The organism is gamma proteobacterium SS-5, from assembly GCA_009497875.2.
Classification (GTDB): domain Bacteria; phylum Pseudomonadota; class Gammaproteobacteria; order Chromatiales; family Chromatiaceae; genus Magnetovirga; species Magnetovirga frankeli.
This window is the reverse complement of sequence record CP032508.2, coordinates 1,031,203-1,050,469: the sequence shown is the minus strand read 5'-3', so window position 1 is coordinate 1,050,469 and position 19,267 is coordinate 1,031,203. Positions and strand designations below refer to the sequence as shown.

General features: G+C 59.4%; 14 protein-coding genes and 1 tRNA gene. 4 read left to right on the top strand and 11 right to left on the bottom strand.

Translation table 11 applies throughout. The features are described 5' to 3' along the window. Positions 1–76: 76 nt before the first annotated feature. The 5 genes from D5125_10055 to D5125_10035 all read right to left on the bottom strand — a co-directional run bounded on the left by D5125_10055 (position 77) and on the right by D5125_10035 (position 7,485). Positions 77–3,256: a type I restriction endonuclease subunit R gene (locus D5125_10055; GenBank protein ID QFY89804.1), complete on the bottom strand. Its 3,180-nt coding sequence runs from the start codon at positions 3,254–3,256 to the stop codon at positions 77–79. Positions 3,257–3,267: 11 nt separating this feature from the next. Next, on the bottom strand, positions 3,268–4,539 hold the full coding sequence (locus D5125_10050) for a restriction endonuclease subunit S (GenBank protein QFY89803.1): 1,272 nt from the start codon (positions 4,537–4,539) through the stop codon (positions 3,268–3,270). Positions 4,540–4,551: 12 nt separating this feature from the next. After that, positions 4,552–5,466, bottom strand: coding sequence for a DUF91 domain-containing protein (locus D5125_10045; GenBank protein QFY89802.1), 915 nt, complete (start codon positions 5,464–5,466; stop codon positions 4,552–4,554). After that, positions 5,463–6,356 carry an Abi family protein gene (locus D5125_10040; protein QFY91115.1) on the bottom strand — a complete coding sequence of 298 codons (894 nt, stop codon included), beginning with the start codon at positions 6,354–6,356 and terminating at the stop codon, positions 5,463–5,465. Before D5125_10040 ends, D5125_10045 begins: the two co-directional genes overlap by 4 nt. Before the next feature lie 181 nt (positions 6,357–6,537). Next, positions 6,538–7,485 carry an N-6 DNA methylase gene (locus D5125_10035; protein QFY89801.1) on the bottom strand — a complete coding sequence of 316 codons (948 nt, stop codon included), beginning with the start codon at positions 7,483–7,485 and terminating at the stop codon, positions 6,538–6,540. A 149-nt stretch (positions 7,486–7,634) separates the two neighbouring features. Here D5125_10035 and D5125_10030 point away from each other — a divergent pair, with 149 nt between their 5' ends. Together D5125_10030 and D5125_10025 are read left to right on the top strand one after the other, a co-directional pair. Further along, a complete protein-coding gene (locus D5125_10030; protein ID QFY89800.2) occupies positions 7,635–9,170 on the top strand; it encodes an IS21 family transposase in 1,536 nt (511 codons plus the stop codon). Between the two features lie 10 nt (positions 9,171–9,180). Then, positions 9,181–9,936 (top strand): ATP-binding protein, encoded by a 756-nt coding sequence (locus tag D5125_10025; protein ID QFY89799.1) that lies wholly within the window; start codon positions 9,181–9,183, stop codon positions 9,934–9,936. Here the strand turns inward: D5125_10025 and D5125_10020 are convergent. Continuing rightward, on the bottom strand, positions 9,928–11,112 hold the full coding sequence (locus tag D5125_10020; protein ID QFY89798.1) for an SAM-dependent DNA methyltransferase: 1,185 nt from the start codon (positions 11,110–11,112) through the stop codon (positions 9,928–9,930). The two genes, D5125_10025 and D5125_10020, sit on opposite strands and share 9 nt — an antisense overlap. A 712-nt stretch (positions 11,113–11,824) precedes the next feature. Next, positions 11,825–11,911: transfer RNA gene (locus D5125_10015), tRNA-Leu, on the bottom strand. 195 nt (positions 11,912–12,106) lie between these two features. Here D5125_10015 and D5125_10010 point away from each other — a divergent pair. Beyond that, on the top strand, positions 12,107–12,874 hold the full coding sequence (locus tag D5125_10010; GenBank protein ID QFY89797.1) for a hypothetical protein: 768 nt from the start codon (positions 12,107–12,109) through the stop codon (positions 12,872–12,874). A gap of 37 nt (positions 12,875–12,911) precedes the next feature. Here D5125_10010 and rpoH read toward each other — a convergent pair whose 3' ends face one another. Then, positions 12,912–13,763 (bottom strand): RNA polymerase sigma factor RpoH, encoded by an 852-nt coding sequence (gene rpoH / locus D5125_10005; GenBank protein ID QFY89796.1) that lies wholly within the window; start codon positions 13,761–13,763, stop codon positions 12,912–12,914. 369 nt (positions 13,764–14,132) lie between these two features. Here rpoH and D5125_10000 point away from each other — a divergent pair, with 369 nt between their 5' ends. Beyond that, positions 14,133–15,761 carry a methyl-accepting chemotaxis protein gene (locus D5125_10000; GenBank protein ID QFY89795.1) on the top strand — a complete coding sequence of 543 codons (1,629 nt, stop codon included), beginning with the start codon at positions 14,133–14,135 and terminating at the stop codon, positions 15,759–15,761. 73 nt (positions 15,762–15,834) lie between these two features. On the opposite strand, the gene D5125_09995 is transcribed toward D5125_10000, so the two are convergent. The 3 genes from D5125_09995 to ftsY all read right to left on the bottom strand — a co-directional run bounded on the left by D5125_09995 (position 15,835) and on the right by ftsY (position 19,077). Continuing rightward, a complete protein-coding gene (locus D5125_09995) occupies positions 15,835–16,743 on the bottom strand; it encodes an FtsX-like permease family protein (protein ID QFY89794.1) in 909 nt (302 codons plus the stop codon). Then, positions 16,736–17,416 carry a cell division ATP-binding protein FtsE gene (ftsE, locus tag D5125_09990; protein QFY89793.1) on the bottom strand — a complete coding sequence of 227 codons (681 nt, stop codon included), beginning with the start codon at positions 17,414–17,416 and terminating at the stop codon, positions 16,736–16,738. Before ftsE ends, D5125_09995 begins: the two co-directional genes overlap by 8 nt. A 323-nt stretch (positions 17,417–17,739) precedes the next feature. Next, entirely contained in the window at positions 17,740–19,077 is a 1,338-nt protein-coding gene (gene ftsY, locus D5125_09985; GenBank protein ID QFY89792.1) for a signal recognition particle-docking protein FtsY, read from the bottom strand. Between the last annotated feature and the right edge of the window lie 190 nt (positions 19,078–19,267).

Sequence of the window (19,267 nt, the reverse complement as noted above, 5' to 3'; positions counted from 1 at the left end):
AGCGCAGGCAATAAATGCGTCTCCAAAATTCAATTCATCTCAATGGCGGATTGTCCCTGCTCTTCTGCTCTTCTGCTCACCTGTCTGCCAGCAAACTGGGCGCATCAGGTTTTTTCAACATCTCATACAGCAACCCGAGGAAGATCGTTCTCGCCCCTTCATCCGAGAGCAGGCGTGTCGCCATCTTTTCGTGCGACGCCATGGCCTCGACGATGGCATCGGTAGCGGCGTCGGGCAGGTCCGCTTTCAGTGCCTGCTCTCGGGTGTTGTTGTTGACCTGCGCCATGACGGTGTCGTTGGTGCGCAGTTTGTCGCTGATGTGGACGGCGAAGGAGACCTTGTCTTCTTCGGTGATGCCCTCGCCAAAGAGGTCGTTGAGGGCATTGATGAGTTCGGACAAAAAAGCCCGTTCACGGTCTCTTCCTTCGGCGGTGCCGACCCCCGTGGCGGGTTTGAGGCTTTGGTATTCCCCGCCCCCTTCGGCAACGCCATCCAGCTGGCCTTTGGCCTTGATGCCGTAATGGGTCAGCGCCAGTCCGTGCAGGTCGATCTCTTCGGGGTTGATGCCTTTGAGTCGGTTGCGTAGAAGGCGAGCGTAACCTGCAAAGGCTTCCAGTTCGGCATCGCCAAGATCAATAAGCTGGGCGATGTACTCGTAGAACTTCACGAATTTGGTCAATCCTTCCTTGAACTTCAGCAGGGTATCCCGCTCCTTGGTCTGCTCGGATCGGTTCAGGTCGGCCTGCTCCTTACCCTTCTCGTCCCCCGCCTTGTGGCATCGCTGGTACTCCTGCTCCCATTTCTCGATGCTGTCGTTGAGTGCCTTCAGGCGGTTGTTGAAGCGTTCCGTGGCGGGATCGGTGATCGCCATGAGTTTGGCCTGTCTCGGCTCCTTGCGGGTCATCTCCTCGCCAAACTGGCGCACCTCTTCGGGCGGGTAGATGTAGGCTTTGTCCAGATGCTCCTTGATGTCATAGACGATGTTCGGGTCCTGCACGTCTTCGATTTTTGCTTTGCGGTAGAACAGCTGGAAGGCGGACAGGATCTCTTCGGGTTCGTTGACGAAGTCGATGACGTAGGTGCGGTCCTTGCCCGCATGGGTGCGGTTGAGGCGGGAGAGGGTCTGCACGGCATCCACGCCTGAAATCTTCTTGTCCAGGTACATGGCGACCAGCTTGGGCTGGTCAAAGCCCGTCTGGAATTTGTTCGCCACGAGCATGACCTGAAATTTGTGGGTGTCGAACACCTTGCGCAGGTCTTGCCCCTTGGCATCGGGGTTCATGTTGATTTCGTCGAAGTCTTCGCCCGCGTATTTTTCATCGACGTCGCTCCCCGTTACCTTGCCCGAGAAGGCGACCAAGGCTCGGATGCCGTCATAGCCCTTGTCGGCCACGTACTGGTCGAAGGCCAGTTTGTACTTGACCGCCGAGGCACGGGATCCCGTCACGACCATGGCTTTGGCCTGTCCGCCCAACAGGTGCGCCACGTTGGTTCGGAAGTGTTCGATGATGAACTCGACCTTTTGGCCGACATTGGTCGGGTGCAGTGCCAACCACTTGGCCAGGGAGCGTTTCGCCTGCTTGCTGTCAACCCGCTCGTCCTGTTCGAGGGCCTGGCCGAGCTTGAAGGCGGTCTTGTAGGCGGTGTAATTGCGCAAGACATCGAGAATAAAGCCTTCTTCTATGGCCTGTTGCATGGTGTAAACGTGAAAGGGTTGAGGCAGATTGTCCTTGGAGGGCGGTTGAGTGGGATCGGCGGGACGCCCGAACAGGGTCAGGGTGCTGTGCTTCGGTGTGGCGGTGAAGGCAAAATAGGAGACATTGGTCGGGAATTTCCGCACCTCCTGCAGGCGTTGCAGGATCTCTTCGGCGGTCATTTCCGCCAATTCTTCTTCCTTGTCCAGGGCCAGCACGGCCCTGAGTTTGCTGGCGGAGGTGCCCGTTTGGGAGGTGTGCGCCTCGTCGATGATGACGGCAAAGGTGCGGTCCTTGAGGGAGGTTTCGGACAGGATGGCTTCCATGGCACAGGGGAAGGTCTGCAAGGTCACCACAACGATGGGGGTTCGGTGCATCAGCGCCTGCGCCAGTTGCTGGCTCTTGGGTAGCGAGCTGTTTTCTCGATCGATCGCCTTGACCACGCCCATCTGGTGGTCGATCTGCTGGATGGCCTCCTGTAGCTGGGCATCGAGCACGGTGCGGTCGGTAATGACGATGACGGTATCGAAATACTTGGCACCGTCGGGTTGTCGCAAGCGGATCAGTTCGTGACAGGTCCAGGAAATGGAGTTGGTTTTGCCCGACCCTGCGCTGTGCTGGATCAGGTAGCGTTGTCCTGGCCCCTCGTCCCGCACGGTGCCGATCAATTGACTGACGGCCTCGAACTGATGGAAACGGGGAAAGATCAGGGTCTCCGACCAGTAGGACCGCCCGTCAGCGTGCTGTTTCTCTTTGCGCTCCAGCAACATGAAGCGATGGAAGATGCGGAGCCAGTTATCGGGTGCGAGGATGCGCTCCCACCAGTAGGCGACGGCGTAGCTTGCTTCACCATTTGGGCCCGTCTGCGCTGGCGGGTTGCCCGCCCCGCCGTCGTTGCCGAGATTGAAGGGCAGAAAGAAGGTCTTGTTCCCCGACAGGCGGGTCGTCATGAAGATTTCGGACGTGGAGACGGCGAAATGGACCAGAGCGCCCCGCTTGAAGGTCAACAGCGGATGGGCCAGCCCCGTTTGCTTGTCCTTCGGTTGGCGGTCGGCACGGTACTGGTGCATGGCGGATTCCACGGACTGGGTGAAATCGGATTTCAGCTCAGCCGTGGCGACAGGGATGCCGTTGATGAAAAAGCCCAGATCCAGCGCCCATTCCCTGTCGGGGGCGTATTTGAGTTGGCGTACCACCCGAAGACGGTTCTTGCGGTACCGATCGATCACGGCCTCGTTGCGCTCGTCTTCGGGCAGGGACTGGCACAGGGTCAGGCGTCCCCCGCCCGCCACGTTGACGCCACGGCGGATCACTTCGAGGGTGCCGTCCTTTTCCAGTGCCTTGACCACTCGCTCCAACAGCACCGACTCGGTGTTGGCACCGTTCAGCTTCTCCAGCTTGCTCCAGGCATCGGCCTGGGTTTCTTGGACATAACCGATCAGGTCTTCGGGATAGAGTGCCCGCACAGGGTCGTAGCGGTCGGCATCACCTACAAGCCAGCCGTGGTTGCCAAGATAATCGACGATGAAGTCTTCGAAGTGGTATTCCTTGTGGGCGTCCATGGCGGTTTCCTTCAGGCAACGTCCCGCACGTCGATCTGTCCCGTGACCGTGGCGGTGATGAGGGCGGAGCGGTGTTCTAAAAGAAGATTGACGCTGTTCTCGGTCTTCGCAATTAAGGCATCAATTGCGCGAATTGACTTTTTCACGAGTTCAATAAGTTTTCGCTGTTCTTCAATAGGTGGAATGACTAATCGTAAATAAACCATACGCTCCGCCTTTAATCCAAGAGCAGTAGATCCAGTCGCATAAGAATAAATTTGTGATTGAAAGTAATTGGACAACATCGAATACATCAAAAACTGGTTATCAACGATATCCTCATTACCATTAAACTTAATTACACGCTGAGCTATAGCAATATCATCTCGGTCAAGACTTGCAACATGTCCAAGTGGGGCCTCCGTGGTAAATACGACATCACCTACTTTTGGAACACCCCTCTTAAGGATTTCTCTGTAATCTTCTTCCGTTGTGTACTCCTGAGAAGCATCGTAATTGATGCAACCTTCGCCAATGTTTCTTGCCGTCAGTAGAAAAACACCATCATCAACTTTTTCAGGTGTTCGACCTCTATAATCAACGATGGAAGACATGCATTTGCGGAACGGAATAACAGACCAATGCTCAGGCACCTCCCCCAACCACTCAACCCCCGAATCCTTCATCGGCACGCTGGGATCAAGCCCCTTGGTCACGGCTTGGGTAATCACCGCCTGGCGTTTTTCCTTCAGCAGTTCGATCAGGCGCTGTTTCTTTTCGATCAGGGCATCGATGCGGGCGGTTTCGTTGTCGAGGAAGTTTGCGACCAGACGCTGGGTCTCCTGCGAAGGGAAAGGCAAGTGATGTTGGCGAAGCATTTCGGGGGAAACTCGCTTGAGACCTCCTGCGCCTGTCATTGAGGCGACCCCCTCCTGCTTAAACGCTGAAGACTGAAAATAATAGAAGAGGAATTTTCGGTGTGCCTTTGTAGGGCGGATCACAAAAATCTCAGAACTGCCGAAACCCTTACCCAGTTCCAAATGTTCTGCTATAGCAATGTTTCCGTTTTCAAAACAGGGCGTAACTTTGGCAAGTAAAATGTCACCTTCTTCAAAGGCATTGTATGAAGATGAATACTTCGAGAATTTATCAGTATTTGGAATAAAGTAGCCGTTCTTCACTCGATCCATAGGCAGGAATGTCAATTCGTCATCCTCGCTGATTCCTCTGAAGTCAATATAAGGATAGAGATGACAAACGTGGCGTAGTGGAATGGTTTTCCATTCAAACGATGTTGAAGTCATGCTCACTATCCTTTACGCCGATTCGTAGCTCTTGAGGAACAGCTGTTTGGCCTTTTCCAGCTCCTCTCTGTTGTGGATACGAATCTCCAGGTCCCCCGTGCCAAAGTGGCCGATCTGGCGCACATCTCGGGTGAAGCCCTTTTCCAGGGTGACGGTATCGGGGTCGACCTTCACATAGCAGGAGAGACAACCTTTGGCGGGGTGCACTTCGATGCAGGCGAAATTTTTGATGCGTTTGAAGGCGATATAGAACTTGAGGGTCTTCTCCAGCACATCATCCCCCAGTGCCAGCAGGTAGGCTCTCAGCTCTTCATATAGGTCACTGAGATCGTCTGATAGCTCGGCGATGACTTGCCTCACGGCCTTGTACTGGTACTGATTGCCCCCGCCCGTGCTGGTGTCCGTGGTTTGGGTCGGCGTTGCACTGGTCGCATTCACCAGTTCCAGCAACAGCAACTCGTCGCCAAAGCGCCGATAGCGCATCAGTTCGATGTTGCGGTTGATCTGCTGGACGGCGTGCTCGTCGTATTTGGTGTAACCCCCTGCGATACAGAGCAGACGGGGGGCGGTCCAGTCGATGGCTTCCGCCGACTCGTGGCCCAACCGCTCCATCACCAACAGTTTGAATTCCGCTTTGTGGTCCATCAGCCAGTCGAGGTAGAACAGCCCCTGATTGATGACGTTCTCGTTGGTTGCTCGCTTGTATTCGATGATGACGGGGTTGCCGTTCTCGTCGATGCCGAGGCTATCAATACGCCCGCCGTGCTTGGGTCCCGTGCTGTATTCGGACGCCAAAAAGCGAATGCCCAACAGGGTGTCGAGGTTCTGCTCCATCTGCGTTTGGAGCGATTTCTCCAGCGCCACGGCGCTACCCGAGATCTCTTCCGCCGTGGTGCCGACAAAACGGAACAGCTTGATGTCGCTCATGGGGTCTCCTTCCATGTGTCCGCCCAAAGGCTCCGCTCAGCGAAATCTTCAGGAAAGCCCATGTGGCGGGTATCGATGTCATGTTGGGTGATCAGACACTTGAGGCGGTGCTTCCAGTGGTGATCGGGGCTGATGACATCCATCATGTAAGCCAGCATGACCAGGGTGTTGTACAGTTTTCGTGGAGCCTGATTCGGGTCGGGGCCAAATTCGATATTGGATGCCAACATCTTGGGCTTGCTACGAGGCAGTTGCATAGTGACGATCAACTCACTGTTCCATAAGCGCCCATGGTGAGCGCACAGGTTTCGAATGACCGTCAGGTGATGGAGAAATGATGCAAGTACACCTTCATCAAGTCCGTATACCTTGGAAATTTTTGCCCGAAGACATTTCTGTTTCAAATTCGAGAACCAATGCGAAAATTGACCAAGTGTCATGATGCCCACGATAGCCCAAAGAGGCGGAAGGTCAGGCTCGCTATACTTTTTCTTGTAGTGCTTGATGTAGGCTTCCTTGCTACGCTCGAACCCGCTTGTGATTTCTGCGAGGCTTTTACCAAATTGCTTGGAGCCGAGAAATAGGCTTGATTTCAGATAGGCATGGGCGCCGTGGTTTGCTGAGAGGGCATCAACCCATTGATTCCGAACCGATACCTCAATGCGCTCGATGGCGTCCATAACCAGAAGGCGCAATTCCCTGTCAAAAGTATAAAGGTTTAGCACCTGCTCAAAGCACGTGCCCGCCTTAAATACGTGATGGCCATTGGTTGTGGATAATGCTTCGAAGGGTATCCAATAACCCCGTAAGCGGAAGTAACCGATGTGAGAAAGGTAGAACTTAGCAGTGGTAGGATCAAGCGTCATACCCCGCTCTTTCAACATTTCCATCTGCTGAGAAATGGTGGTTGGCGTCTTTTCGTATTTCACGCCAACCCCATAAAATAGAAACCCGCCGGTTTGAGGGTACTCCGAGGAGCATAGCCTTGGCGGGTGTTGTTGGATATAACTCTAGGGCGTGAGGCCATGCTTATCCAATAAGTAAAGTAAATGCAGGCATAAATTTTAATGATCACGCCGTCACCTCCCCCAGCAACGCCATGATTTCCCGCTCGACCTGCTTCAATTCGGCGTCGATGACCTCCAGCGGTCGGGGAGGCTGGTACTGGTAGAAATAGCGGTTGAAGTTGATCTCGTAGCCGACTATGCCGACCTCGCCGTCCTTTTCGTCCCGCTTGGATTCGTCGATCCAGGCATCGGGGACATGGGGCCTGACCTCTCGGGCGAAATAGTCGGTGACGGACTCCCGCAGGGGCACGTTCTCGTAATCCCGCAGATCGGGATTCGGCTCGATGGCCCCCTTGGTCTTGCAGATTTCCGCTTCGGGGTCGTGCTTGCCCAGGTGCTTCTGCAACAGCTTTTTTTCAGCCGGGGTGAGCTTGTCGGTCAGTTGACAGCTCAGGGCATTGAAAAAGGCGGAGCGGGATAGGAATTTCTCCTCGGCCTGTCCGCCCAGCGCACCCAGAAGAGCAACCTGACGATCCGCTTCGAGCTTGTCCCATCCCTTATCCGCCGCGAGGGCCTCCCAACAGGCGCCATCCTTGGGGTAGAACGCCAGTTGCAGGGGTCGCTCCAGGGTAATGCGCCGATAGCCAAAATCCGTAGTCTCAAAATTCTTGCAGGTCGGTGATTCTTCAAAGGCATCAAGCTGACGGGCGATATCGGCAATCTGCTCGTCGGTGATGTATCGGCGCTTGCTCCCGAGGCTCTTGCGCATGGAGGCCCAGTGGGCCGTGGCGTCGATGAGCTGGACCTTACCCTTGCGCACTGCCTGTTTGCGGTTGGTCAGCACCCAGATATAGGTGGCGATGCCCGTGTTGTAGAACAGGTCCGTGGGCAGGGCGACGATGGCCTCCAGCCAGTCGTTCTCCAGTATCCTGCGTATTCCGCCCCATCGTGACCGCCCATTCCGTTTGAACGTGACCGCCGATTCCGGCGCAACGTGACCGGTGATTCCGATTGATCGTGACCGATTCCGGGTCTGTTTCCGGAATCCGCGGTCACGTGTCTGGAATCACCGGTCACGATGCCGGAATGCCCATCCAACCCACTGGAATTCTTCGACTTTAACCGGCATAACCGCGTCCTTTTGCTTACCCGGAGGACGCCATGCCTGCAACGAGGATTCCCATGAAGAAAATCATCGACGTCTTACGCCTCAAGTACGAGGCTCAACTCAGCCACGAGAAGATCGGTCGCGCCTGCGGCCTGTCCAAGGGGGCCGTCAGCAAGTACGTCAGCCTGGCCCAGGCCAAAGGGATCAGTTGGCCGCTGCCTGACGGGGTGGACGAAGCGCGCCTGGAGGCCCTGCTGTACCCGCCCCGTGAGGCGCCTGCCTCGCGTGCCGAGCCGGATTACTTCCAGATCCACCAGGAGCTCAAGCGCAAGGGCGTGACCCTGCAACTGCTGTGGGCCGAGTATGCCGCTGTGCATGAGGATCGGGCCTACGGCTACAGCCAATACTGCCACCGCTACCGCCAATGGCGAGACCGGCAGAAGTGCAGCATGCGCCAACTGCACCGAGCCGGCGAGAAGGCCTTCATCGACTACTGCGGCCCGACGGTGGATATCGTCGACCGCCACAGCGGTGAGGTCCGTTCGGCGCAGATCTTCGTCGGCGTGCTCGGGGCGTCCAGCTATACCTACGCCGAGGCGACCTACACCCAGTCCCTGCCGGACTGGATCGCGTCCCACCAGCGCATGCTGCGGTTCTTCGGTGGCGTGCCCGACCTGCTGGTGCCCGACAACCTCAAGGCGGCGGTGACCCAGGCCTGTCGCTATACGCCGACGATCAACGCCACCTACGCCGAGATGGCCGCCCACTATCGGACCGCCGTCTTGCCGGCACGGCCCTATAAGCCGAAAGACAAGGCCAAGGCCGAGGTGGCGGTGCAGGTGGTGGAACGCTGGATTCTGGCGCGCCTGCGCCATCACACCTTCTTCTCCCTGGCCGAGCTGAATCAGGCCATCGCCGAGTTGCTGCCCCCGCTCAACGAACGGCCGTTCCAGGGCCGTGAGGAGAGCCGCCGGGACCTGTTCGAGGCGATCGACCGGCCGGCGCTCAAACCGCTGCCCCAGGACGATTACGTCTATGCCGAGTGGCGCAAGGCCAAGCCGGGCATCGACTACCACGTCGAAGTGGACAAGCGCCTCTACAGCGTCCCCCACAGCCTGGTTGGTCAGACCCTGGACCTGCGCCTGACCGCCACCACGCTGGAGGTGCTGCACAAGGGCCGGCGGGTCGCCGCTCACCCACGTCACGGCCGAGGCCGCTACAGCACGCTCACCGAGCACATGCCCAAGTCCCATCAGGCCCATCGGGACTGGTCGCCGGGACGGTTCTTGAACTGGGCCCGTGACATCGGCCCCTGCACGGCGCAGGTGATCCAGCAGCAACTGGAGGGCCGCCCTCATCCCGAGCACGGCTACCGCGCCTGCCTCGGGCTGTTGCTCCTGGGGCGACGCTACGACCGGACGCGGCTGGAGCAGGCCTGTGAGCGCGCCCTGGCGATCCGCTCGGTCACCTATCCGAGCGTGGCATCCATTCTCAAGCAAGGCCTGGATCGGCAACCCCAGGAGGCCGATGAGCCTGAGGCCGAGCTACCCGAACACGCCAATCTGCGCGGCGCCGATTACTACCACTGAGGAGTCTTTCATGTTGAACCAACAGACCACCGAACACCTGCGCGCCCTCAAGCTGACCGGCATGCTGGATGCCCTGGAACAGCAACGGGAGCAACCCGAAACCCACGATCTGGCCTTCGAGGAGCGCCTGGCGCTCTTGGTGGAGCGGGAGGTGCTGCACCGGGAGAACCGGCGCCTGGGGCGCCTGCTCAAGGCCGCCAAGTTGCGTATCCACGCCTGTGTCGAGGACATCGACTACCGCCATCCCCGCGGCTTGGAGAAGGCCCGCCTGGCGGCGCTGGCGAGCTGTGACTGGGTCCGCCAGGCCCATAACCTCTGCATCACCGGTCCCACCGGCTGTGGCAAGACCTGGCTGGCCTGTGCCTTGGGCAATCAGGCGTGTCGGCACGGCTTGGCGGTGCGCTACCTGCGCCTGCCCACGCTGTTCGAACAGCTACGCATCGCCCACGGCGACGGCTCCTACCCGCGTCTGATGAACCAGCTGCTGAAGATGGATCTGCTGATCCTGGATGACTGGGGCATCCAGAAGGTGACGGCCGCCCAACGGCACGACCTGATGGAGGTGATCGAGGACCGCCACGGCCGACGCTCCACGTTGATCGCCAGTCAGCTACCCGTCGAACACTGGCATGATCTCATCGGCGAGGCGACGCTGGCAGACGCCATTCTCGACCGCCTTTTGCACGGTGCCCATCGGCTCCCACTGCGCGGCGAGTCGATGCGGAAAATGACCGCCGAGTTGACGGATCGTGACCGGTCAGCGTAAAAAACCCACACCAGTGCGGGACCGATGAGCCAGTCGGTCACGATCACCGGAATCAACGGTCATCTTCGGCGGAATGCGCAGTATCCATCGGCGGATCTCCGATTCCCCCGACCCCGCTCCACCCGTGAACAGCGGTGAACCGTTGAGGATAATGCCGATACGGGTACCGCCGTCCTCGTGACTGCGCTTCGACAACAGGTGCATCAGAAACAGCAGGGAGCCATCGGAAACCCTCGGCAAGCCCGCACCAAAGCGCCCGTCGTGTCCGCTGTTCTTCTGCTCGTCGATAATGGCCTTTTGCACCTTTTTCCAGTCCACGCCGAAGGGGGGATTGGCGAGACAGTAATTGAACCGCTCAAAGGGCAACCGATCATCGCTGAGGGTGTTGCCGAAGTGGATGTTCTTCGGGTCGTAGCCCTTGATCATCATGTCGGCCATGGCGATGGCGTAGGATTCGGGATTGAGTTCCTGACCGAAGGGAACGATGCGGGCATTGGGGTTCCATTCCAGCACCTGTTCGATGCCCGACGCCAGAAAACCTCCTGTTCCGCAACAGGGGTCGTAGATGGTGCGCACCACGCCTTCACCCGTCAGGGCAGCGTAATCGGCGGAAAAGATCAAGGTCGTCGACAGCCTCACCACGTCACGGGGCGTGAAGTGCTCCCCTGCGGTGTCGTTGGCGCTCTCTGCGAAACGGCGGATCAGCTCTTCGAACACCAGCCCCATCTCGTGGTTGGAGACGGTGTCGGGGTGCAGGTCGATGGAGGCGAACTTGTGCACGACCAGATAAAGCAGATTGGCCTCATGCAGGCGGTCCAGCCAGGTGGAAAAGTTGAAATAGTCGAAGATCTGCCAGGTATTGGTGCTGAATTTGGCAAGGTAGTCTTCGAGGTTGGCACGGGTCTCGGTCTCGCCGAGGTTGGCGAGGACATAGCGGGACACATTGTAGAACCGATGCCCCGAGATCTTCGGCAACACCGTATCCAGCTCGATGCCCGTATCCTTCAGCGCCTTGTGGCGTTCGAGCACGGCCTCACGGCTCGGCTCCAAGACGCATTCCAGACGGCGAAGCAAGGTGAAGGGCAAAATGACCCGCCCGAATTCGGACCGCTTGAAATCGCCCCGAAGCAGATCGGCGACGGACCAGATGAAACTGGCGAGATTTTGCTGATTCAATGCTGGCTCCCTGTCCCCTGTGGCCGACGGTGAAGGTCATCGGAGGGTGTATTGTTCTGTGACAGGGAAGCTACTGCAAGCCTGCTCGATTGTCCACGGGAAAAGGGATTCCAGCCCCCATACGGCCATCAACGCGGACCCGCAATCAGCGGACTTTCCTTCTAGGAGCCTGTCGAGTTTAGGTGCCCGTAGCGAGCAAGGTGGGAGAGCGAGAACAAATTTTCACGATTTTGAGGCGCTGAGTTTCCCTACGCAACGAAAAATCGGGGCCAATGTTCAAAACAATTCTGGGCCGTTCTTCCCACCGGCGCAGTAGGAGCATCCTAAATCCGACAGGCTCCTAGGCGCTTCTTTCGCTGCAAGATGGCTGTAACCAGCTCACTAATATCCGTCATGTCTTTCTGCTGGATGTCGAAAGAAATCTGATCGTATCGCTCAGTAAGCTTGCGCTAAACTTCATTCGCGTGGACCCAGTCTCGGGTGCGCAAGCTGAGAAAAACCTCTCGCGTTTCGAATGCGTGCTGGCACGCCGCAGGGATTCGCCGACGATAATAGCAAACACCGCTCGGGTGGCGCTGAAGGTAAGCCATGTCTCACTCCCATCAAACAGACTCACACACAACTTGTGTGTGAAAATGTGTGTAAATCTGATGAGAGTGGTGCTTTGTCGCAGCTAAGTTTCTAAATTTACTTAAAAACCAAGCGGATAAGATGGTGCCGAGGAGAGGACTTGAACCTCCACGGGGTTGCCCCCACTAGCACCTGAAGCTAGCGTGTCTACCAATTTCACCACCTCGGCAGGTTGTGAAGCGGGCATCTTACTCAAGCCAGAAATCCACGTCAATGCCAATTTTCACTTTGCCCGCTAAGCGGCTAAGATTGGCCCAACGACCTGCCCCAGCAGGGGCAAGTTGTCCGTTGAACACCCTGCGCCGCTCCTAGGAGTAGGAGCATCCTAAATCCGACAGGCTCCTCGCCAACCCTGGACCATCTCATGCACATACCCAGCATCGGACATCGTCTCTTTTTATCACCGGCCCTGCCTCTGCTGGCCCTTGGCCTGCTGGCATCAAGCGCCCAGGCTGCCCAGACGGAGGCCAAATCGGTTGCCAGCCTGCCCATTGCGCCCGGCCAATGGGTGGTGAAGAAATCCGGCTGCAAGGATTCTCAGGCCCTGTTTTTCGAGTTCCAGGGCAAGGCTATAAGGTTCAAGGATTTCAATTGCGATATAAAAGAGATACGCCATTATGGCGGGATTCGCTATCTGCTCGATCTGGGCTGTAGCAACCATAGCCTGCAATTTGATGACACCATTGCGCTGGATATAAACCGCGACAAGAAGCTGTTTCTGCACTATCCGAACATTGGCAGTAACAACGACGAGTTTGTCCTGTGCAAAAAACTCAGGAAGGCTGAGCAGCCCCTGGTTGCGGCCAAGGAGTCCGGCCCCAGGGCACGCCTGAATTTCACCTCGGAATACCAGGGCCAGGTGGGCAAGTCCTCGGTCAAGGTGAAACTCAGTTACTACCACGACGATAGCGTGATTGGCGAATACGTCACCCAGTTGCTGGGTAACGTCTATCAGTTACAGGGGGATAACCGGCAGGATGGTGTGCTGCAATTCAAGGAATACACCAATGGCCGACATACCGCTAACGTCGAGCTGCACAAGACAGTACGCGACGGCAAATTGGCCTGGGCAGGAAAAATGCACAATCTGGATGGACGTATAGTGGATGTAGTATTCATCAAGCTTCCCTAAGGCTCATGGGGCGGGCGGCATGGCCCGCCCCATGCCCTTAGGCAATCTGCTCGCGCAGTTTGGTCATGGCGTTTTTCTCGATCTGACGGATACGCTCGGCAGACACGCCGTAGTCTGCCGCCAGCTCGTGCAGGGTGCGTTTCTGGTCGGACAGCCAACGCGCCTGAAGGATGTCGCGGCTGCGCTCGTCCAGGTCGTTCAGCGCCCGGTACAGCTGCAGTTGCTGCTTCTCGCTGCTGTCGCGGCGCTCCAGCAGGGCGGCGGGCTCGGAGCGCATATCCTGCAGATAGGCCGAGGGGGTGGTGCCCATGTCCTCGTCGTCGTCGGAATCCGGGGTATCGAAGGCCATGTCGTAGTTGGCCAGACGGGCCTCCATCTCCAGCACCTCGGCGGGCTTCACCCCCAACTCACGGGCCACGTCCTCCACCTCCTCGCGGTTAAACCAGCCCAGCCGCTTCTTGGCGCTGCGCAGATTGAAGAATAACTTGCGCTGGGCCTTGGTGGTGGCCACCTTGACGATGCGCCAGTTGCGCAGGATGAATTCGTGGATCTCGGCGCGAATCCAGTGGACAGCAAAGGACACCAGCCGCACGTTCTGATCCGGGTCGAAGCGGCGCACCGCCTTCATCAGGCCCACAGTGCCCTCCTGGATCAGGTCGTTCAGGGCCAGGCCGTAGCCGGAGTAACCACGGGCGATGCGCACCACAAAGCGCAGATGCGAGAGCACCATGACGCGGGCCGAGGCCAGATCGCCATGGTCACGCAGGCGCAGGGCGTGTTCGCGCTCCTCCTCCGGGGTCAGCATGGGCAGCTGGTAGGCGGCGCTGATATAGGCGTCTATGCTGCCCGTGGGCAGCATGGCATGGGTTAGTGCGTGTGCCTGGGTCATGCTTAATTCCTCACCAATTTAGTCTGGTATTGCATGTTAAACCCCTTTTTTCGAGTTTGCAACCATATTTTAGCACTCACCCAAGTGGAGTGCTAACAGAAATCCACCCATTTACCCCTTGCGGCAGCGCCCATGGCCACAGATCCGAAATAGGCCGAAAAATGGGTTAAATCCCTTGCAATTCTGCATCCTGTCGCACAAAGCAGAAAATAGTGTTTAAGTTTGCCCCCGGATTACCGCTATCCTGTCTGCCAATGGCATCGGGTTTTTTGGGGTTATAGCCGGGCCGGGACTCTGGGGTCCACTTTAGTGCTCTGTGGCTCTGCGGCCAGAAGCCATTTATCAGGTTCATTCATTCAGGAGAAAGTCATGCAGCGTTTTCTGGGATCCCTCTCGCTGGCCGCCAAGCTTCGCTTGACCATTGGCCTGGCCATGATCGGTTATGCCGTATTGTTGTTCTACTCCATGGAGGCACTGAAGACCCATCTGAATCTGGATCGGGAACACAAGACCAAGGAGCACGTAGAGGCCGGTTATACCCTGCTGAACCACTATTATCAGCTGGCCGAGGCCGGGGAGATGGACCAGCAGGCGGCCCAGCAGGCGGCCAAGATCGCCCTGGGCAAGCTGCGCTTCGGCGAGGACGGTTACTACTGGATTAACGACATGCATCCGACCATGGTGATGCACCCAACCAAGCCGGAACTGGATGGCAAGGACCTCTCCGCCAGCGCCGACCCCAATGGCAAGCGGCTCTTCGTCGCCTTTGTCGAGACCGTACAGCGCGATGGCGAGGGCTTTGTCGATTACCTCTGGCCCAAGCCGGGCCATGACAAGCCGGTGCCCAAGATCTCCTATGTCAAGGGCTTCAAGCCCTGGGGCTGGATCGTCGGCAGCGGGATCTACATCGATGATGTGGAGGCCATCTATCACAGCCAGGCCCTGACCATGCTCCTGGTCGGCCTGGTCATACTGCTGGTGCAGCTGGGCTTTTCCGTTCTGGTGGGTGGCTCCATCAGCGGCCCCCTGGGGCAGCTCAAGCAGGTAATCCATGAGGTCGCCCAGGGTAATCTGTCGGCACGCAGCCAGATCCGGCAGAACGACGAGGTGGGGGCCATGGCCAAGGCCTTCGACAGCCTGCTGGACCGCTTCCAGGGCTTTGTGCAGGAGGTGCGGGGGGCGGTGGATCAACTCACCGATGCGGCCGGTAATCTGCAAAAGATCACCGATGAGAGCAGCCGCGAGGTACAGGATGAACTGACCCAGAGTGAGCAGGTGGTGACCGCCATGACCGAGATGAGCGCCTCGGTGCGCGAGGTGGCCAGCAACGCCCAGCAGGCCGCCAGCGCCACCGAGCAGGCCGACCAGACCGCAAGCGACGGTCAGCGGGTGGTGAGCGCCACCATCGGCAGCATCGAGGAGCTGGCGCGGGAGGTGGAGAACGCCTCTGCGGTGATGCAGCGACTGAAGTCGGGTACCGAGGGCATAGGTCAGGTGCTGGACGTGATTCGCGGCATTGCCGAACAGACCAATCTACTCGCCCTGAACGCCGCCATCGAGGCGGCCCGGGCCGGCGAACAGGGGCGCGGCTTTGCCGTGGTGGCCGATGAGGTGCGCACCCTGGCCAGCCGTACCCAGGAGTCCACCCAGGAGATCCACAGCATGATCGAGACCCTGCAGCTGGGTGCCATGGAGGCGGTGAACGTGATGGAGTCGGGCCGCAAACAGACCCATCTGAGCGTGGAGCAGGCGGCCAAGGCGGGCAAATCCCTGGGCGAGATCACCCAGGCGGTCGGCCGCATCACCGAGATGAACACCCAGATCGCCACGGCGGCAGAGGAGCAAAGCGCGGTGGCCGAGGAGATCAACCGCAACCTGGTGGCCATCAGTGAAGCGGCGCAACGGGTCAGCTCCCAGGTCGGCGGTGCCGCCAACGCCAGCAACGAACTGCGCAACCTGGCCCAGACCCTGGAACAAAAGCTGGCCGAGTTCAACTAACAGAAGACAGGGGACAAAGAACAGAAGAAGGTCCTCACAGCGGACACAAATCTCTGTCCTCTGTCCTCAATCCTCAGTCCTCTGTCCTCAGATGCTGGCCGCTGGCGCTCCAGGCGCCGAGCAGGCCGAGCAGGGGGCCGCCGAGCAGCAACAGGCCCAGGGTCTGCAGATTGAACAGGGCCAGGCGGTAGTCGCTTTGGTAGAGGCTGGCCAGTTCGGTGATCGGTCCTTCCAAAATCACCGCCGCCAGCAGGATCAGCAGCCAGGCGCCGAGACCGCCGAACAGGCCGTAGCACAGGCCGGTGTAGAGAAAGGGGCGGCGCACGAAGGCGTCGGAGCCGCCCACCTGCTTGATCAGGATGATCTCCTCCTGGCGGTTGCGGATCTCCAGCCGGATGGTGTTGCCGATCACCAGCACCACCGCCAGCCCCAGCAGCAGCCAGAGCAGGAGCACCACGCGACTGGCCGTCTCAGTGATGGCCGCCAGACGCCGCACCCATTCCAGATCCAATACCACATGCTCTATTTGGGGCTCCTGGCGCAGCTGGGTGAGCAGCTGTTCCATCGGCTCGGGGCTGGTCAGGGCCGGGTCGGGTCGGATCAGCACCACCATGGGCAGGGGGTTTTCCTCCAGTAGCCCCAGGGCCTCGTCAAAGCCGCTGAACAGGCTGAACTCGGTCAGCGCCTCCTCCTGGGTCAGCAGTTGCGCCTGCTCCACCCCTTCCAGGGCCTGGATCTCGTGCAGCAGCCGCGCCCCGTGCGCGGCGTTCAGATCGGGCTTGAGAAAGGCGGAGATACTGCTGCCGCCGGCCCAGTGGCGGCTCAGTCCCTGGGCGCTGTCCAGCACCAGATGCAGGCCGGCGGGCAGGGCCAGGGTGATGGCGATCACGCCCAGGGTCATCAAGCTGGAGCCGGGCTGGCGGGCCAGGCGGCTCAGGGTCTGGCGCAGAGCGGCGAGGTGTTCGCGCAGCAGGCTAGTCATTGCACCAGCCCGGCGAGAGGTCGTGGGTCAGCTCGCCCTGATCCAGCACCAACACCCGCTTGCCCAGCTGGCGGATCACCTCCACGTCGTGGCTAGCGATAAGCAGGGTCACGCCCACCTGATTGAAGCGCTGGAACAGCTGCATGATCTCGCTGGATAGCTCGGGGTCCAGGTTGCCGGTGGGCTCGTCCGCCAGCAGCAGGGGCGGGCGGGCCACCACCGCCCGGGCGATGCCGATGCGCTGCTGTTCGCCGCCGGAAAGGGTGATGGGCATGGATTTTTCCTTGTGCAGCAGGCCCACCTGATCCAGCGCGGCGCGCACCCGCTTGCCGGTCTCCTCCGGCCGACAACCGGCCACGCGCAGGGGCAGGGCGACGTTCTCGAACACATTGCGGTCGTGCAGCAGGCGGTGGTCCTGGAAGATGATGCCCAGCTTGCGCCGGTGCTCAGGGATCTGGGCGCGCTTGATCTTGGCCAGATTGCGCCCATCCACCTGCACCTGGCCGCTGCTGCAGCGTTCCAGCAGGGCGATTAGGCGCAGCAGGGTGCTCTTGCCGGCCCCCGAGTGGCCAGTGAGAAACACCATCTCCCCCGGCGCTATGTGAAAGCTCAGCTGGCGCAGGGCCTCATGGCCACCGGGATAACGCTTGCTGACCTGCTCGAATCGAATCATGGGTCCGTAGTTTACAGTTTGGGTAAGCAAAAAAGGACGCAGAGTTGTAACGCCCTGCCCGCGTGGGGCACCTCGCCACGGGCTTTTACCTCATCTTGCACCCCTCACCCTACCAGTAACCTCACGCCGGGTGGTTGCTGGAGGTCGGGCTGCGGTCCGACAACCGATGGCCAGTACTGCTGGCCAGTGTCGTTCAGTAAACGACCATTGTCTCCAGTGTGTCCAATAGCTAGCCCCGGCTTTACTGCCTCATTCTTCTCTGCGTTCTCTGCGCTCCTTTGCGTCCTCTGCGTCCTGTTTTTGCTTTCGGTCGAGCCTCGTTTTTACCGATCAAACAGGGCCGAGACGAAGGTCTCGGCGTCGAAGGGGCGCAGGTCGTCGATCTTTTCGCCGACGCCGATGAAGCGGATCGGCACGCCCACCCGCTGGGCCAGGGCGAACACCACGCCGCCCTTGGCGGTGCCGTCCAGTTTGGTCAGTACCAGGCCGGTGAGGGGTATGGCCTGATTGAACTCCAGGGCCTGGGCGACGGCGTTCTGGCCGCTGGTGGCGTCCACCACCAGCAGCACCTCGTGGGGCGCGTCCGCATCGACCTTTTTCATCACCCGGGCGATCTTGGCCAGCTCGTCCATCAGGTTGGTCTTGGTGTGCAGGCGCCCGGCGGTGTCGGCAAAGAGTACGTCGATATGCCGGGCATTGGCCGCCTGTACCGCATCGAAACAGACCGAGGCGGAGTCGGCGCCGCTGTGCTGGGCGATCACCGGCACGGCGTTGCGCTCGCCCCAGGCCTGCAGTTGCTCCACCGCGGCGGCGCGGAAGGTGTCGCCGGCGGCGAGCATCACCGAGTGGCCGTCGTTCTGGAATTGCTTAGCCAGCTTGCCGATGGTGGTGGTCTTGCCGGCACCGTTGATGCCCACCATGAGCACCACCAGGGTCTTGCCCGGCGGCACCTCGATGGCTGGCCGGTCGCAGGCGGTGAGTATTTCCACTAGTTCGGCCTTGAGGCTGTCGGTCAGGGCCTGGGGGTCGGTCAGCTCCTTGCGCCGCACCCGCTTGGTCAGGCGCTGGATGATCTGGTTGACCGCCTCCACCCCCACGTCGGCGGTGAGCAGCAGGGTTTCGATCTCCTCCAGCAGCGCGTCGTCGATCTGCTTCTGCCCCAGCACCAGGCTGGCCAGGCCCTCGCCCAGGTTGCGCCGGGTACGCGCCAGACCCTGGCGCAGCTGGCCGAACAGACCACCGGATTTCTCCGCCTGGGCCTCGGCTGGCTCTGGCTCTGGCTCTGGCTCTGGCTTGGGCTCTGGCTCTGGCTCTGGCTCTGGCTCTGGCTCTGGCTCTGGCTCTGGCTCTGGCTCTGGCTCTGGCTCTGGCTCTGGCTCTGGCTTGGGCGTGGATGCATCTGCCCCTGCCTCTTCTTCAATCTCCTCGGATTTTGTACGGGAAAACCAGCGGCGCAGGCCACGGGGTTTGTCGGCGGGCCCGGTCTCCAGCTGGGTCTCTTCCTGGCTCTCCTCCGGGGCCTCGGCCACGGGCGCTTCGGGCTGGGAATCGGCTGCGTCAACCGCTGCCTCGACCACATCAGGCGCAAGCGCCTGTGGCTCGCCGCTTTGCGCCTCCTGATCCTCGGCCTCTTTGTGCTTGCGTTTGCCAAATCCGAACATATCTGTGGGGAACCCTGATCTGAGGCGAGCTGTCAGACACAGCCGCTGGTGGATGTTTACCGGCCAAACAGGATACCCTGATTGGCTTGGAGTGTCCTTAGTCGATGCGGCGGGGTGGGGCGGGATTCTCTGCTTTTGGCTTGCCGCACGGCATAGGGCGGGCCGCGCCCGCCGCCAAGCCAGGGTGCTG

Bases quoted from the DNA above. Each gene is read 5' to 3' on its own strand.
- ftsE (QFY89793.1), bottom strand. From the start codon at position 17,416: ATGATTCGATTCGAGCAGGTCAGCAAGCGTTATCCCGGTGGCCATGAG.
- D5125_10030 (QFY89800.2), top strand. From the start codon at position 7,635: ATGCCTGCAACGAGGATTCCCATGAAGAAAATCATCGACGTCTTACGC.
- D5125_10040 (QFY91115.1), bottom strand. From the start codon at position 6,356: ATGGAAATGTTGAAAGAGCGGGGTATGACGCTTGATCCTACCACTGCT.
- D5125_10045 (QFY89802.1), bottom strand. From the start codon at position 5,466: ATGAGCGACATCAAGCTGTTCCGTTTTGTCGGCACCACGGCGGAAGAG.
- rpoH (QFY89796.1), bottom strand. From the start codon at position 13,763: ATGACCCAGGCACACGCACTAACCCATGCCATGCTGCCCACGGGCAGC.
- D5125_10050 (QFY89803.1), bottom strand. From the start codon at position 4,539: ATGACTTCAACATCGTTTGAATGGAAAACCATTCCACTACGCCACGTT.
- ftsY (QFY89792.1), bottom strand. From the start codon at position 19,077: ATGTTCGGATTTGGCAAACGCAAGCACAAAGAGGCCGAGGATCAGGAG.
- D5125_10010 (QFY89797.1), top strand. From the start codon at position 12,107: ATGCACATACCCAGCATCGGACATCGTCTCTTTTTATCACCGGCCCTG.
- D5125_10025 (QFY89799.1), top strand. From the start codon at position 9,181: ATGTTGAACCAACAGACCACCGAACACCTGCGCGCCCTCAAGCTGACC.
- D5125_10000 (QFY89795.1), top strand. From the start codon at position 14,133: ATGCAGCGTTTTCTGGGATCCCTCTCGCTGGCCGCCAAGCTTCGCTTG.
- D5125_09995 (QFY89794.1), bottom strand. From the start codon at position 16,743: ATGACTAGCCTGCTGCGCGAACACCTCGCCGCTCTGCGCCAGACCCTG.
- D5125_10055 (QFY89804.1), bottom strand. From the start codon at position 3,256: ATGGACGCCCACAAGGAATACCACTTCGAAGACTTCATCGTCGATTAT.